This window comes from Carboxylicivirga sp. M1479 (genome assembly GCF_007097485.1).
Classification (GTDB): domain Bacteria; phylum Bacteroidota; class Bacteroidia; order Bacteroidales; family Marinilabiliaceae; genus Carboxylicivirga.
The window spans coordinates 117,487-132,677 of sequence record NZ_VKDE01000020.1; the positions used below are offsets into that span (position 1 = coordinate 117,487).

General features: G+C 37.8%; 14 protein-coding genes. 9 read left to right on the forward strand and 5 right to left on the reverse strand.

Annotated features, from left to right (window positions below; genetic code table 11):
* Window positions 1-60: 60 nt before the first annotated feature.
* The 4 genes from FNN09_RS13465 to FNN09_RS13480 form a co-directional block, all read right to left on the reverse strand.
* Entirely contained in the window at window positions 61-375 is a 315-nt protein-coding gene (locus FNN09_RS13465) for a rhodanese-like domain-containing protein (protein ID WP_143302891.1), read from the reverse strand.
* Between the two features lie 36 nt (window positions 376-411).
* A complete protein-coding gene (locus FNN09_RS13470) occupies window positions 412-675 on the reverse strand; it encodes a rhodanese-like domain-containing protein (protein ID WP_143302892.1) in 264 nt (87 codons plus the stop codon).
* Window positions 676-838: 163 nt separating this feature from the next.
* The gene (locus FNN09_RS13475; protein WP_221932499.1) at window positions 839-1,477 is read right to left on the reverse strand and encodes a Crp/Fnr family transcriptional regulator; all 639 of its coding nucleotides are present in this window, start codon (window positions 1,475-1,477) and stop codon (window positions 839-841) included.
* A 91-nt stretch (window positions 1,478-1,568) separates the two neighbouring features.
* Entirely contained in the window at window positions 1,569-2,249 is a 681-nt protein-coding gene (locus FNN09_RS13480; RefSeq protein ID WP_143302893.1) for a hypothetical protein, read from the reverse strand.
* Between the two features lie 158 nt (window positions 2,250-2,407).
* Here FNN09_RS13480 and FNN09_RS13485 point away from each other — a divergent pair, with 158 nt between their 5' ends.
* The 9 genes from FNN09_RS13485 to FNN09_RS13525 all read left to right on the forward strand — a co-directional run bounded on the left by FNN09_RS13485 (window position 2,408) and on the right by FNN09_RS13525 (window position 14,197).
* Complete coding sequence (locus tag FNN09_RS13485; protein ID WP_143302894.1) at window positions 2,408-3,646, forward strand: threonine/serine exporter ThrE family protein; 1,239 nt, start codon at window positions 2,408-2,410, stop codon at window positions 3,644-3,646.
* Window positions 3,647-3,835: 189 nt separating this feature from the next.
* A complete protein-coding gene (locus FNN09_RS13490; RefSeq protein WP_143302895.1) occupies window positions 3,836-5,011 on the forward strand; it encodes a class I SAM-dependent RNA methyltransferase in 1,176 nt (391 codons plus the stop codon).
* A 119-nt stretch (window positions 5,012-5,130) separates the two neighbouring features.
* Entirely contained in the window at window positions 5,131-6,087 is a 957-nt protein-coding gene (locus tag FNN09_RS13495) for a nitronate monooxygenase family protein (protein WP_143302896.1), read from the forward strand.
* Window positions 6,087-7,325 carry a pitrilysin family protein gene (locus FNN09_RS13500; RefSeq protein WP_143302897.1) on the forward strand — a complete coding sequence of 413 codons (1,239 nt, stop codon included), beginning with the start codon at window positions 6,087-6,089 and terminating at the stop codon, window positions 7,323-7,325. The genes FNN09_RS13495 and FNN09_RS13500 overlap by 1 nt, the downstream gene beginning before the upstream one ends.
* A gap of 3 nt (window positions 7,326-7,328) precedes the next feature.
* Window positions 7,329-8,606 carry a pitrilysin family protein gene (locus FNN09_RS13505; RefSeq protein WP_143302898.1) on the forward strand — a complete coding sequence of 426 codons (1,278 nt, stop codon included), beginning with the start codon at window positions 7,329-7,331 and terminating at the stop codon, window positions 8,604-8,606.
* Window positions 8,607-8,748: 142 nt separating this feature from the next.
* Window positions 8,749-10,977 carry a bifunctional (p)ppGpp synthetase/guanosine-3',5'-bis(diphosphate) 3'-pyrophosphohydrolase gene (locus FNN09_RS13510; protein ID WP_143302899.1) on the forward strand — a complete coding sequence of 743 codons (2,229 nt, stop codon included), beginning with the start codon at window positions 8,749-8,751 and terminating at the stop codon, window positions 10,975-10,977.
* Between the two features lie 72 nt (window positions 10,978-11,049).
* Entirely contained in the window at window positions 11,050-11,511 is a 462-nt protein-coding gene (locus FNN09_RS13515; RefSeq protein ID WP_143302900.1) for a Fur family transcriptional regulator, read from the forward strand.
* A 173-nt stretch (window positions 11,512-11,684) separates the two neighbouring features.
* Window positions 11,685-12,947 carry an adenylosuccinate synthase gene (locus FNN09_RS13520; protein ID WP_143302901.1) on the forward strand — a complete coding sequence of 421 codons (1,263 nt, stop codon included), beginning with the start codon at window positions 11,685-11,687 and terminating at the stop codon, window positions 12,945-12,947.
* A gap of 164 nt (window positions 12,948-13,111) precedes the next feature.
* Window positions 13,112-14,197, forward strand: coding sequence for an alanine racemase (locus FNN09_RS13525; RefSeq protein ID WP_143302902.1), 1,086 nt, complete (start codon window positions 13,112-13,114; stop codon window positions 14,195-14,197).
* On the opposite strand, the gene FNN09_RS13530 is transcribed toward FNN09_RS13525, so the two are convergent.
* Entirely contained in the window at window positions 14,194-14,865 is a 672-nt protein-coding gene (locus tag FNN09_RS13530; RefSeq protein WP_185968998.1) for a potassium channel family protein, read from the reverse strand. The genes FNN09_RS13525 and FNN09_RS13530 overlap by 4 nt on opposite strands.
* Between the last annotated feature and the right edge of the window lie 326 nt (window positions 14,866-15,191).

Consider the following 15,191-nt stretch of genomic DNA (forward strand, 5'->3'; position numbering starts at 1 on the left):
TAGTTGATAGTAGGCTTGTGATGATTCAATTGGACGATTGTCCTTTTGTTGTAGAAATTATTAATTGAGCCACCCATTAAGTTTATGCCATGCCCCTGCATTATAAACTTCCTCAACGCCATTTTGCAGTAAAATACCTTTTGCTGATGCACTGCGCATACCCGATGCACAACAAACCACGATAGGTGCGTTAAGTTTTTTTAATTTCTTGATATTGCTAGCATTTAAGCGGTCAACCGGAAAATTCAACGAACCGTCTACCTTGCCATATTTGAATTCTTCAGGAGAACGAACGTCAACAATTTTAGCGCCTCGCTCCATTGCTTCCAGCACTTCTTTTTTTCTCTTGCCAAATAATAAATCAAATAATCCCATAATCTTGTGTTGTGTTTGCTTGATGAACGATACTTATTAATTATTCAATTGAGAATTAACAGCCGTCCACGGTCCGCCATCGTACAACTCGGTTACACCATTCTGATACAAATAGCCACAAGCAGAATTACTACGAGCACCTGATGCACAACAAACAATTAGTGGCTTACCAATTTCTTTGATTTCGGCCAAACGATTTGGAATAGTATCCAGTGGAATATTAATTGACCCAGGAACATTACCCATTTGAAATTCCTCGATTGTTCTTACGTCAATGACAACAGCATCTTTTAAATCCATGATATATTTTTTATTGTTTTTATTTCGTTGATTACGGTGGCAAAACTAATGCCACAAAAAATGCTGTTTTGTGCCTATTGTCACATAAAGGGGATTTTTATTATTTTTTATTGGGTTTGACTTTAATAAGGGGTACTAAAACTTCAAACACTAAACTCTTCAATCACAAATCAAGCATTTCAATTTTATTCCTTGACAGTTGAATCTTACCAAGTTTCTCAAGTTGCTTCAGTAAGCGCGAAACTACTTCACGCGAAGTGTGTAAATCATCCGCTATTTCCTGATGGGTTCCTAACAGCACCTTTGTATTTCTCTCTTCCGACAATTGAATAAGGTATTCGACCAGTCTCTCATCCATCTTTTTAAACGCAATACTATCGATGGTGTGTAAAAGTTCTTCGAAACGCAAACGATACGATTGCATGATAAAACTACGCCAACCACTGTATTTCTTCATCCAGTCTTCCATACAACGGATGGGCACCATAATAGCTGTAACCGTTTCAATTACACTGGCCCGCACTTCGCTACTAGCCCGTTCCATACAGCAGGATAAGGTTGATGCACAGGTATCTCCACCATTTAAATAATACAGCAATATTTCGTTGCCAGCCGTATCTTCTCGCACCACTTTTATAACACCGTCGAGCAACAAAGGCATGGCCACTACTTCATCCCCTATTTCTATAAAATTATTACCCGCCTTAAGAGTTTTGGTGGTGCAATAACGTTCCATTTCCACCAATAACGATGGCTCTATAAGTATTGGGAATTTTTGTTGAATTGTTTTTTTAATATCCATGATCAAGGCTGAATTTACATACGAAAGTATGATATAATCAAAGCCTTTCCAATTCAAATTAAAAATTATGCGATCAACCGCTTGTCAGAGATTAAAAGTATCCAAAAAGGAAAATACCAATGCTTATAAAAAACGATAATAGGAATAAATTATACGACCATTGCAATAATTGATATTTACATATGGCATAATGGTTAAGCATAAAGCTGGCTCGCACCTGGTTCCCAATTTGCAAATCCTGATTTCGCACCACAGCGTCCATCGACTTTTCATATTCATCCAAACCAACGCGCTTCATCATCATAAAACTGTTGTGCTTAAAGTCAGGGTATTTCTCTTTCATCTCACGATGATACTTAAACAAACGGTGAATGTAGGCTCCAATAGGGCTAGCCGTTAATAAAGCCAAAACTAAAGAAACTCCTCCTCCTACTAATAGCACAATACTTATAACATTAGCGTTATCAACGTAAGCATCTATTTTATGATTAAAAACAATGAGCAAAGATATAATGGCAGTATTGATCCTTACCATTATCATGGCTTTTCTATCAGCCATGTTCATTCGGTTTATCAGCATTTTAAAATGATTCCGAAAGAAAGTACCCAATGCCTTTCTTGGCTCCTGCTTGGTGTCGTATATTTTTTTCTTTTTCTTCTTTTTTACAGGCTCTTCCTCTTTTATTTCATCAACAATCTCAGGTATTACAAGCTCCTGCTCTATTATAACTTTGTCCGAATCAATCGGATCTTGTATCACATTTAAACTCATCTTACTCTTATATTTTATATATTAACATATCTATTTATCTAGATGCAAATATATAAATTAATTTTAAAAGCCAACAAATATCAGTTTTTGAGCAAGTAGCTTTAATTAAAACTTATCTAACTTTGCGGCTCAAAAATATCAGATAAGATTTTCTTTCAATGCAGATTCCTCATCAGTATAAATTTATAGTACAGCTTGGTAAAGCATTACATACCTATGGCGTACCATCCTACAAATCGCAAGATTACCTAAGCGAAATCGCTAAAAAAAAGGGTGTCAAGGGAAGCTTTATGGATACACCAACATGGATTAACTATGTTTTTTACGAAGAGGATGAGCATACCTACAACCATGTAGAATGCGTTCCTCCTGGTGAACTTAATTTGGGTGCACTTTCCAGAGTCGTAGAAATCACGGATAATGTTATTTCCAACGACTTATCATTTGAAAATGCACAGGGAGAAATCAAAAAACTCAATAATGTCAAGATTGGTTACAGCAAAATCGTGGAATTATTTTCATTCATGATTTCGGCTGGTTCGTTTTGCGTGGTACTAAATACCAATTGGATATCCGTTATTGTAGCAACACTAATTGGCGCACTTATATATGGCATAACTTTACTTGCCAAAAGATCAAGCTACATCAGGAGTACTTTAGAATCTTTAGTGGCATTTATGGCAACCATTGTTATTGGCTTAATATCAACCGTATATCCCGATATCAATATTTCAATGACCATACTGGCGTCCATTATCATTTTCGTGCCTGGTTTATCCATCACAACAGCGCTCGAAGAGATCACATCACGTAACCTGGTTTCGGGCACAGCCAAACTGTTTGATGCACTGGTCTCCTTATTCAAACAGTTTTTTGGAGTTTTATTAGGCGTAACATTATTGCCATTATTCATTGAGCTCAAACCGCACGAAATTACAAACGACATTCCAACCTGGGTTAATTTCGTGGCCATACCACTCCTTTCGTTAAGCTTAATGCCCGTATTTAAAGTACGGTTAAAGGACATTCCGCTTGGCGTGGCCACTGGCTTCATCTGTTTTTACACAACTACGCTTTTAGACTTTACAGGCATATTGGTAAGTATTTTTATAGGAACCATAGTAGCCGTAGCCATTAGTAAACTATTTGCCCACCTAACCAAGGCGCCTCGTTTAGTTTACTTAATACCTGGCATAATCATGCTGGTTCCAGGAAGCAAGGCTTTTATTGGATTAAGCACCTTGTTTTTAGGCACTCAGGTTAGTAATAGCCACATGGGCGAACAAGTGATATACATATTTATGGGTATTATTGGAGGGCTTATTTTCTCAGGCTCTTTTATGGATATGAAATTGGAACAAAACGTAGAGAAGCAAAACACAGTATTCAAACGTTAATAAGACTACAGTAGTTAAGAATTGTAAAAAGAGCACTCGAATAGATAGCACAAAATAGATTCTTAACCATTAGTTTCGTACATTTGCGGCCTGTTTTGTTTGGTATTACTACAAACACAAGCACATAATTATAACAGACTGTTATTAAATGGATAACGGTTTTTAAGATTTATTGAAAAAAGCGTTCGCATGAAGTTATTAATTAAAACCTTTCATGGTTTAGAAGAAGTATTGGCTGAGGAATTGAGGGAAATTGGAGCCAAAGATGTAACACCTATTAAAAGAGCTGTCACTTGCTCTGGCGATAAGGAACTAATGTACAAAGCCAACTTACACCTGCGAACAGCTCTTCGAGTTTTAGTGCCAATATTTACATTTAAGGCCGAAAACGAAGATGAGCTTTACAAAAACATTTACGACTACGACTGGTCGGCATACATCAATGAAGATAGCACTTTTGCCATTGATGCAGTTGCTTTTTCAGATTTCTTCAAACACTCTAAATTTCTGGCTTTAAAATCAAAAGATGCCATTGTTGATCAGTTTAGAGAAAAAAGTGGCAAACGCCCATCTATCAACATAGAGAAGCCTGATTTACAAATCAATATTCACGTATCACACGACCAATTTACTGTGTCATTAGATAGCTCTGTTGAATCGTTACACCGTAGAGGTTATCGCGATCCAAATCACAAAGCTCCATTGAATGAAGCATTGGCAGCTGGTATGCTTAAAATTGCCAAATGGCACAAAGACATTCCATTGCTTGACCCCATGTGTGGAACTGGTACCATTTTAATGGAAGCAGCTATGATGGCCTGCGATATGCCAGCCAACTACAAGCGTAAGCACTTTGGCTTTATGTCGTGGGGAGATTTTGATAAAGCTCTTTGGGAAAAAGTATACAGCGAAGCCGAAAGCAAAATTCGTTATCCAAAAGTGAACATTGTTGGTGGCGATAATAATGCGCAGGCTGTAGACATGGCCAAAACAGCGTCATTGGATTTCCGTTTGAATCGTCAAATAAGAATTGTGCGCTCCAATATGGAAGACCATATGCCTACAGCTCCTCGTGGTATGATGATTACCAATCCTCCGTATGGCGAACGCTTAACCAAGGATAACATTGATGAGTTCTACAAAAAAATCGGCACTCATCTGAAGAGAAACTATACCGATTGGCAAGCATGGATTATTACATCAAACTTTGATGCTTTAAAACAAGTTGGTTTACGTCCTGACTCAAAGTATACTCTTTACAACGGGCCATTGGAGTGCAAATATGTTGCTTACGACATGTTTGAAGGAGAAATGAAAGCCTTTAAAAAGAAAATCAATCGAACTAAAAAAAGACTTGATAGTTAAACTGTAATCTAGTTATTGACTCAAAAGAGGCAATAAAACGAGCCACGACAATATCACAAAAGTGATTTTGATTGACTTTGGCGAGTTTTATATGGCAAATGAATACAAATTATATTCATATGAAAAACAGAATTACAGAACTATTCAATATTCAATACCCCATTATTCAAGGTGGAATGGTATGGTGCAGTGGCTGGCGCTTGGCGTCAGCTGTTAGTAACAATGGCGGCTTGGGTCTTTTGGGCGCAGGCTCTATGTACCCTGATGTACTAAGAGAGCACATTCAAAAGATGAAACAGGCCACTGACAAACCTTGGGGGGTCAACGTGCCATTACTTTATCCAAGTATTGATGAATTGATGCAAATTATTGTTGATGAAGACGTAAAAATCGTATTCACATCAGCAGGCAACCCAGCTAAATGGACTGGATTCCTAAAAGATAAAGGCATCACTGTTGTTCATGTAATTGCCAATGGCCGATTCGCTAAAAAATGTGAGGAAGCAGGCGTAGACGCCATTGTTGCCGAAGGTTTTGAAGCAGGTGGACACAATGGACGAGAAGAAACAACAACACTAACACTTATCCCAACCATTCGTAAGCAAACATCATTGCCATTGATTGCAGCTGGCGGAATTGGAACAGGTAAAGGCATGTTTGCTGCTTTAGCATTAGGTGCCGATGGAATTCAAATAGGCTCGCGCTTTGCTGTCACTGAAGAATCATCAGCTCACAGCGCTTTTAAGCAATTAGTCGTTGACACCAATGAGGGAGGCACGCTTCTATCGTTAAAAAAGCTTGCACCAGTACGCTTGATTAAAAATGCCTTTTTTGAGCAAGTTCACGAAGCCGAAAAAGAAGGTGCCTCAACACTTGACCTACAAAAGTTATTGGGTAAGGGGCGTGCTAAAAAAGGCATGTTCGAAGGCGACTTGGTAGAAGGCGAATTAGAAATTGGTCAGGTAGCATCCCTTATTAATGAAGTAAAAACCGTCAATCAGGTATTTACCGAGTTACTGGCAGAATACCAACAAACAAAAGAAGACATTACTTCTCACCAACGTTTTAATTTCTAATGATAAACATAGAAAAAAGAACGCTATCCAACGGATTGCGCGTAGTCTGTCATGTTGATAAAACAACTCCATTGGCTGCTATCAACATATTGTATAATGTTGGCTCTAAAAACGAAACGCCTGACAAAACAGGCTTTGCGCACCTTTTTGAGCATTTAATGTTTGGTGGTAGTAAAAACATTCCATCATACGATGCCCCATTACAAATGGTGGGTGGCGATAATAATGCATGGACTAGTTGCGACATTACCAACTACTATTTAACCCTGCCCGCTGACAATATTGAAACTGGTTTTTGGCTTGAGTCTGATCGTTTATTGGAGCTTGACTTCTCGGAGAAGAGTTTGGAAGTACAGCGCAAAGTGGTGGTTGAAGAATTTAAACAACGCTACCTCAACCAGCCGTATGGCGATATTCCATTACTGATAAGTCCATTAGCATATAAAGTACACCCTTACCAATGGCCAACTATTGGTAAAGAACTTTCGCACATCGAAAATGCCACATTAGACGATGTTAAATCGTTTTTTTACAGCCACTATGCACCCAACAATGCTGTATTGTGCGTAGCTGGTAATGTCGATCCTGATAAAGTTTTTCGCTTGGCCGAAAAATGGTTTGGCCCTATTCCATTCCGTTCTTTAAGTCAGGATAACATACCTGTTGAACCAAAACAAATAGAAGAACGAAAGCTGGATGTTGAGCGTAAGGTTCCAGCAGATATGATCCATAAGGTATTTCATATTGGCGGTCGCATGGATGACGACTTTTACACCACTGATTTACTGTCAGACGTATTATCAAATGGTCCATCTGCACGACTCAACCAATCGTTAGTGAAAGAGCAACAGCTTTTCAGCGAGGTCAACGCCTATATCACTGGCGATCATCATCCTGGATTATTTACCGTTACAGGTCGCTTATTACCAGGCACCAGCATAGAAGAAGCTGAATTGTCAATTCTTAATGAATTGGATAAAATTAGCTCTGAAAGCATTGGAGATTACGAGTTACAAAAAGTGAAGAATAAAATCGAATCAACACTCGTGTTTTCCGAAATAAGCTTTCTCAATAAAGCCATGAACCTCGCCTCATTTGAATTGCTTGGCAAAGCCGAAGACATCAATAATGAGGTAGAAAAGTATCAAGCCGTTACATCGCAAGGTATTTTGGATTGTGCTCAAAAAACATTTACATCAAGCAACAGCTCCACATTATATTATCGTTCTAGCCAATAAAGTATGAGTATCAATCGCAATACAGCTCCCGAATTTAAAAACATCACCTCGTTTGATCTCTTACCCATCGAGACATTTGAGCTTAACAATGGCATTAAGGTACATTTAATGCAAGCTGGCTCTCAAGAGGTTGCTAAACTTGATTTTCTTTTTCCTGCAGGCTCTGTTCATGCATCTAAACCTTTGCTGGCATCCATTACCAACAAAGCTCTTACCGAGGGAACGAAAAACATGCCTGGAGCTGAGGTATCAGAGAAGATCGATTTTTTTGGAGCATTCATAGGTCAACAAGCGTCTTTTCACCATGCAGTGGTTACTTTAGTTAGCTTGAGCCACTTTCTGCCACAAACACTTGAAATACTGGAAGATGTTATTAAAAACCCTGTATTTGATCAGAAAGAGATTGATACATTAATAAGCAATCGAAAACAAGAATATCTTATTGAAAGTGATAAAGTTAAAACCATAGCCACGCGCGCTTTCACACAAAATCTTTATGGCAAAAATCACCCTTATGGTAATTTTGTTACACTAAATGATTTTGAAAACATTACTCAAGATGATGTGATTGACTTTCATCAAAATGGGTACATTCCTCAGGGGACGCACATCATAATTTCGGGTCAGCCAGGCCGTAACATCAAAGAGCTACTGAATAAACATTTTGGACAACAATGGTCTGATAAAGCACCACTGAGTAATCCTGGGCCAGATAATAAAGAAGAAATAAAACATCAAATATTTATCGAAAAAGCAGATGCTGTTCAATCGGCCATTAAAATTGGAATACCCTTGTTTGACAAGCAACATCCCGATTTTCATGGCATGCAGATTCTAAACACCATTTTAGGTGGCTTTTTTGGATCACGATTAATGACCAATATTCGCGAAGAAAAAGGCTTAACCTACAGCATTTCTTCTTTTATAATGACTTATAAGCACGCTGGTTTTTTAGTGATTGGTTCAGATGTAAAAGCGGAAAACAGAGACATTGCTGTTAATGAAATATTCAACGAATTACGTTTACTCAGAGACGAGAAAATACCGGAACAAGAACTTGAAATGGTGCGCAACTTCCTATTGGGAGACATGGTCCGAAATTTTGATGGTCCGTTTGCCACCTCCGATAACTATCGTGGATTGATTGACCTAGATATTACGCCCGATTATTTCCATGAGTTTTTTCAGGTATTAAGCACAATAACAGCTGATGATTTGCAATGCTTAGCCCAAAAATATTTCAAAGAAGAAGATTTTATTAGCGTAATTGCTGGTCAATAAGTCAAGGATTATTCATTAAAGGATCACAAATACTACCTCAACTCCTCTACACAAGCCAATTAGACCAACTAAACAACGCACGCAATTCCTTTGCTTCAATGAAAGGAATTAAGTATTTTAGTTCGCTTTAACGAGTACGTGCATGACAAATTCTGATTGGGAAGAAGAAGATAAAATGATTCGTGAGCAATTCAACAAGCTCATTGAGGCTTGCCCGCGTTGCCAAACCCCGGATAACATTAAGCTGGTCAATAAAGCTTTTGAGCTGGCACATGAAGCCCACAAGGGGATGCGTCGTAAATCTGGCGAACCTTATATTTTACACCCCATAGAAGTGGCACGTATTGCCGCTGAGGAAATTGGCTTAGGCACCAAAGGTGTGGTGGCCGCCATTTTGCACGATGTTGTTGAGGATACAGATTATACCGTTGAGGATTTACAGAATATTTTTGGGGAGAAAATAGCTTCAATTGTAGCTGGCCTTACCAAATTAGAAGGGGTTTTTGATCAGTCTACTTCTATTCAGGCAGAAAACTTTAGAAAGCTATTACTCACAATGGTTGAGGATGTTCGCGTTATTCTTATTAAGCTGGCTGACCGCTTACATAACATGCGAACCCTAAAATCGATGCCTGAGCATAAACGCTTAAAAATAGCTGGTGAAACCTTGTATTTTTATGCACCCTTAGCTCACCGACTAGGTCTTTATGCCATTAAAACGGAACTGGAAGATTTAAGTCTTAAGTACGAATTACCACAGGTATTTACCGACATTAGTCAAAAGATAAAAGAGAGCGAAGAGCAGCACGTTGAATTCATACAGCATTTTAAAGCTCCCATTGAAAACCGCTTACAAGCTGAAGCATACGAATTTGATGTGGTTGGGCGACACAAATCAGTTTACTCCATTTGGAGCAAAATGCAAAAAAAGGATTTGCCGTTTGAAGAAATTTTTGATGTACTTGCCATCAGAGTAGTTTTCACGCCCAAAAGTCATTTGCCAGAAAAAACCCAATGTTGGGCAATCTACTCCATGATTACCGACATTTACAAACCTAAGCCAGACCGACTACGCGACTGGGTATCAACACCGAAAGCAAACGGTTACGAGGCTTTACACAGTACAGTAATGGGTCCCAACGGCAAATGGGTTGAAATCCAAATTCGTACTAAGCGAATGGATGAAATTGCAGAACGAGGATTTGCCGCACACTGGAAATACAAAGGTCAGAAAGAAAAAGAATCGGAGCTTGACAAGTGGTTAGAAATGATTAAAGAGTTACTGGACAATCCAGATGCCGATTCATTGGAATTTCTGGATGACTTTAAACTCAACTTATTTGCTTCGGAAATAATGATTTTTACGCCCAAGGGCGAAGTTCGCGTTTTACCCAAAGGAGCCACTGCTTTAGATTTTGCATTTGATATCCACACCGATATCGGCTACAAATGTATTGGAGCAAAAGTAAATTTCAAGCTCGTTCCACTAAGTCATCAACTCAAAAGTGGCGACCAAGTGGAAATTATTACATCTGAAAAGCAACAACCCAAATACGATTGGTTAAATTTTGTGACCACCGCCAAAGCCAAAACTCGCATTAAAAACGCCTTTAAAGAAGAGCGCAAGTCGCTTATTGCCAAAGGTGAAAAAATACTCGAAGATGCCTTACAAAAAAAGAAGCTCACGATTAATTCTCGTATTTTAAAAAAGCTTCTTGATTTCCATAAGATTTCGAAGCGAGATGAACTATACTTTAAAATTGGCAAAGGTAGCGTTCAGTTAGATGAGCTTAATAAAATACTAAGCACCAAAACAAGCAATAAGTGGATTCGTTATTGGAAACTTAACTTTGGAAAAACATCCAACAAAGAGGAAGAACCAAAGACCGAAAGCAGTAAAAAGCAGAAACAGCTGGTACTATCGGATAATGACGAACAGGATGATTTCACAATTTCGGAATGCTGCAACCCTATCCCAGGAGATGATATACTTGCTTTTCAGGATGATAATGACAAAATAATATTACATAGCCGAAAGTGTCCAATTGCTCTTAAACTGATGTCAAGTCAGGGAAATAGAATTGTTTCAGCTCAGTGGGAGTCTCATAAAATATTATCATACCTCGCTTTGATTAACCTTTCAGGTATAGACCAAATGGGTATCGTTAGTAAAATTACCAAAGTCATATCCGAAGATCAGAATGTCAACATGCGCTCTTTAAACTTTGAGAGTCACGATGGCATTTTCGAAGGCACCATCTACTTATACATCCATAATACTGAAGATTTAAACAACCTCATTCTGAATATTATGAAACTTAAAGGCGTACACAACGTAACACGCCAGGAACGCATTAAGGCTGATTTATAATTAATCTAAACAGGAATTTTTTTATCTCTTGATTTTCCTTATTTTTAGGCTCTATTTTAATTGAGACTATATATGAATAAGGTAGAAGCCAAAGATGTAGTAAAGCAGTTATTCACTGAATACCTTCAACGAAACGGACACAGGAAAACTCCTGAGCGCTATGCTATATTGGATGAAATTTATAGTCGAGAAGGCCATTTCGACATTGAGTCGCTTTACATATTTATGAAGAATAAAAACTACCGCGTTAGTAGAGCAACTCTTTATAACACAATAGACTTATTACTTGATTGCAAGCTGGTTATAAAACACCAATTCGGAAAAAACATAGCCCAATTTGAAAAGGCTTTTGAATCAAAACAGCACGATCATTTAATATGTACCAATTGCGGTTCAGTAATTGAATTTTGCGACCCAGGAATTCAAACGGTTTTAAACAATGCCGCAAGCTTTAACGACTTTAAAGTCTCTCATCATTCCCTCTATGTTTATGGTACATGCAAAGACTGTTTGAGCAAGCAAACTGAGGATTAAGATTATTCTATAAAAAAAGCGTATTTGTCAATAGCTTTTAAAGGGATAATGTGTACTTTTACACATCGGAATTCTGAGGCAATCGGAAGTCCGATTTTTCGTGTTTGGACTTTAACAAACAAGTCTACAACATACTAAAAGGCTTAATAAGCATAACATTAAAACAAAAGAGAATGAAGGTTGATGTTTTACTAGGACTCCAATGGGGGGACGAAGGCAAAGGAAAAGTTGTTGACGTACTAACTCCTCAATACGATGTCATCACCCGTTTTCAGGGAGGCCCCAATGCAGGTCACACTTTAGAATTTGACAACTTCAAACACGTGTTACACAATATTCCATCTGGAATATTTCATAACGATAAAGCTAACATTGTTGGCAATGGTGTTGTGCTTGACCCAATCACTTTCAAGCATGAAATTGATGAGCTAAAGGAAAAGGGATTTGACATTACTAAGAATCTATATATTTCTAAAAAAGCTCATTTAATATTACCGACACACCGTATATTAGATGCAGCCTCTGAAGCTTCAAAAGGTAAAACAAAAATCGGTTCTACTTTAAAGGGAATTGGTCCTACATATATGGATAAAACCGGTCGTAATGGTTTACGTGTGGGTGATATCTTAAATAACTTTGAAGAAAAGTACGCTGCATTAAAAGAAAAGCATGTAAAAATGCTTGAAATGTACGACTTTGAGTACAATATTGAAGAGTTTGAAAAAGGCTTAGAAGAAGGTATTGAAACTCTTAAAAGTTGTATCTTAATTGATAGCGAACATGAAATAAACAAATACCTAAAAGAGGGAAAATCTATTTTAGCTGAGGGTGCTCAAGGTACTTTGTTAGATATTGACTTTGGCTCTTATCCATTTGTAACATCATCAAACACAATATGTGCTGGTGCTTGTACAGGTATGGGAGTTGCGCCGAATAAAATTGGCGAAGTATATGGTATTTTTAAAGCTTACTGTACGCGTGTTGGTAGTGGGCCATTTCCAACTGAGCTATTCGACGAAACAGGAGAAGAGCTTAGAAAAGCAGGTCATGAGTTTGGTGCCACAACAGGTCGCCCTCGCCGTTGCGGATGGGTTGATTTAGTAGCTCTTAAATACTCGGTGATGATTAATGGTGTAACGCAATTAATTATGACTAAGGGTGATGTATTAAGTAACTTTGAAACCATAAAAGCTGCGACAGCTTATGAGTTACCAGATGGCACCATTACTGAAGAGTTCCCATTTGAAATGAACGATGACGTTAAGCCTGTATACAAAGAGCTGAAAGGTTGGAAAGAGGATTTAACAGAACTTAGATCGGAAGATCAATTTCCTCAAGAACTAAAAGATTACATTGCTTACCTGGAGAAAGAGCTGGAGGTGCCAATTAAAATAGTATCTGTTGGTCCGGATCGTGAGCAAACCATTGTTCGATAAGCATAACACTTACATAAACTACTAAAACCGGTTCCTACAGAGCCGGTTTTTTTATTTGGACCAAATTAGGAAAGTAAGGGCCTGTCAAGCCTAGCATTAAATCTTCACGTTCCAAGAACAAGCGATTATTCACTCATTCACTATATTTGCACAAAACAACAATAATGCTGACACAACCAACTTTATTACTCGACAAAGAAAAATGCCTCGCCAATATCGAACACATGGCTAATAAAGCCAAAAATTCAAACACTTTATATCGACCACATTTTAAAACACATCAATCAGCTAAAATTGGCAGTTGGTTTAAAGATTATGGTGTAGAATGCATCACTGTTTCATCGGTAAAAATGGCAGTATACTTTGCTAATAACGGTTGGAATGACATTAGCATTGCATTTCCTTGTAACATATTGGAATGGTCAACTATTAATGAGTTAGCGGGTAAAATCAACCTCAACATCGTTGTTGAATCCTTGGAAACCATCCAATTCCTCGAAAAAAATCTTACTAATCCTGTTGGAACTTATATTAAGACAGACACAGGATATGGCAGAACCGGAATTGAGGCAGAAGATTATGACTGTATGCGAACTTTGCTGAACCAACTAAAGACTTGCAAGAACCTTATTTTCATTGGTTTTCTGTGTCACGCTGGGCATACATACAAAACTAATTCAACGGAAGAGATTAGCAGCATAATGGAGTCGTCGCGACAACAGCTTTTGGCTTTAAAAACCTTTATGGCCAACGATTTTCCACTCACCCAAATATCCTATGGAGATACGCCATCCTGTTCCTTATTCAGTAACTACGATGGCTTTGATGAGATACGTCCAGGAAATAGCGTGTTTTTTGATGATATGCAAACACATTTAGGTTCATGCTCTCACAATGATATTGCAGTTGCATTGGCCTGTCCTGTTGTTGCCAAACACAAGAACCGCCAAGAGGTAATCATCCACGGTGGAGCTGTTCATCTTTCGAAAGACATGATACTTAAAAACGACCGCCAACACTTTGGCACAGTTGTTAAATTAAATAAGCTACAATGGGACGTGCAGGAAGAAATTGGTTATGTAGCTAAACTATCACAAGAACATGGCATTATTAAGATGCCACAAAACCATTTTGATAACGTATCAATTGGCGATCAAATAGCAATATTACCCGTTCACTCCTGCCTTACAGCCAACTTGATGAAAAGCTATACAACAACAGATGGAGAAGTAGTAGATATGCTTATTTAATCTTTATCCGCACTACTCAATAAGCGACCAACGAGTAATGCCATCACTATCACTAAATAAAACTGCCCGCAAAGGGTAACCATTAAAGCTAAAGACTTAGCTGCAGGTGTAACGGGTAATAAATCACCATACCCTAAGGTGGTCATTGAAACAAAAGTATAATAAAACGAATCGTAGACATGACTGGCTGAATTACCTTGTGAAAAGTTAAAAGCGCCAGGGAATTCGGCAGATACCATATTAACCAAAACAGCAAAACCCACACCTATAAGAAGATAACCATTTATGGCTTCAATAATAACCAAGCCATTAACATTTTCTTTACGAGATAACTGCCCAACAAAACGAAACACCCGTAGCAGAAAGAACACAACAAGCCAGATAGTTGACAAATAGTGAATAACCTGAAAATTAGCTATGTTGGTAATCCAAATAGCAATAATTGCGATAAAAACCTGGATCATTACTTTCGGGTTATCTTCTTCACTGGTAGCGTATGATGATACAACAACAATCAATGTTATAAACACTTCAAACAACCTATTATGAACAAAAGATGTTAAAAGCGGCAGGGCAAATATGGTAAAGCTTAATAATATGAACAGACCCCAATTGCCTAATAGTTGTTTTATCCGATATCTCTTACTCAAGTCATTTATTAATCTCATAGTTGTCTTCTTAGTTAGATCCATTACAAATCTAAATTATTATGCCTTAAATCGGAACACTTTTCGTTTCTTCACGTTGAATAGCTCTAAAAAGAATAACTCAAATCAAAATATGAAACGAGCCATGAAAATAGCTTCTCACACAGGAGCATAATTGATTTTGGCGAGTTCCATCTGACAGATGAAAATAAATTTAAACAGATCGTTAGTTTGTGGAATACCTAAATATGAGAAAACCAATTAGGAGTCAAACGTGATTTTTAACTTAGGCAAAAAGCTCCATCTGCTGCATTAACTTTAATAAACAGATAGATAAAATCTAAGTT

What these genes read in the sequence shown, in the direction of transcription:
- FNN09_RS13465 (WP_143302891.1), bottom strand. Translation starts at nt 375, where the DNA reads ATGGGATTATTTGATTTATTATTTGGCAAGAGAAAAAAAGAAGTGCTG.
- FNN09_RS13470 (WP_143302892.1), bottom strand. Translation starts at nt 675, where the DNA reads ATGGATTTAAAAGATGCTGTTGTCATTGACGTAAGAACAATCGAGGAA.
- FNN09_RS13475 (WP_221932499.1), bottom strand. Translation starts at nt 1,477, where the DNA reads ATGGATATTAAAAAAACAATTCAACAAAAATTCCCAATACTTATAGAG.
- FNN09_RS13480 (WP_143302893.1), bottom strand. Translation starts at nt 2,249, where the DNA reads ATGAGTTTAAATGTGATACAAGATCCGATTGATTCGGACAAAGTTATA.
- FNN09_RS13485 (WP_143302894.1), top strand. Translation starts at nt 2,408, where the DNA reads ATGCAGATTCCTCATCAGTATAAATTTATAGTACAGCTTGGTAAAGCA.
- FNN09_RS13490 (WP_143302895.1), top strand. Translation starts at nt 3,836, where the DNA reads ATGAAGTTATTAATTAAAACCTTTCATGGTTTAGAAGAAGTATTGGCT.
- FNN09_RS13495 (WP_143302896.1), top strand. Translation starts at nt 5,131, where the DNA reads ATGAAAAACAGAATTACAGAACTATTCAATATTCAATACCCCATTATT.
- FNN09_RS13500 (WP_143302897.1), top strand. Translation starts at nt 6,087, where the DNA reads ATGATAAACATAGAAAAAAGAACGCTATCCAACGGATTGCGCGTAGTC.
- FNN09_RS13505 (WP_143302898.1), top strand. Translation starts at nt 7,329, where the DNA reads ATGAGTATCAATCGCAATACAGCTCCCGAATTTAAAAACATCACCTCG.
- FNN09_RS13510 (WP_143302899.1), top strand. Translation starts at nt 8,749, where the DNA reads ATGACAAATTCTGATTGGGAAGAAGAAGATAAAATGATTCGTGAGCAA.
- FNN09_RS13515 (WP_143302900.1), top strand. Translation starts at nt 11,050, where the DNA reads ATGAATAAGGTAGAAGCCAAAGATGTAGTAAAGCAGTTATTCACTGAA.
- FNN09_RS13520 (WP_143302901.1), top strand. Translation starts at nt 11,685, where the DNA reads ATGAAGGTTGATGTTTTACTAGGACTCCAATGGGGGGACGAAGGCAAA.
- FNN09_RS13525 (WP_143302902.1), top strand. Translation starts at nt 13,112, where the DNA reads ATGCTGACACAACCAACTTTATTACTCGACAAAGAAAAATGCCTCGCC.
- FNN09_RS13530 (WP_185968998.1), bottom strand. Translation starts at nt 14,865, where the DNA reads ATGAGATTAATAAATGACTTGAGTAAGAGATATCGGATAAAACAACTA.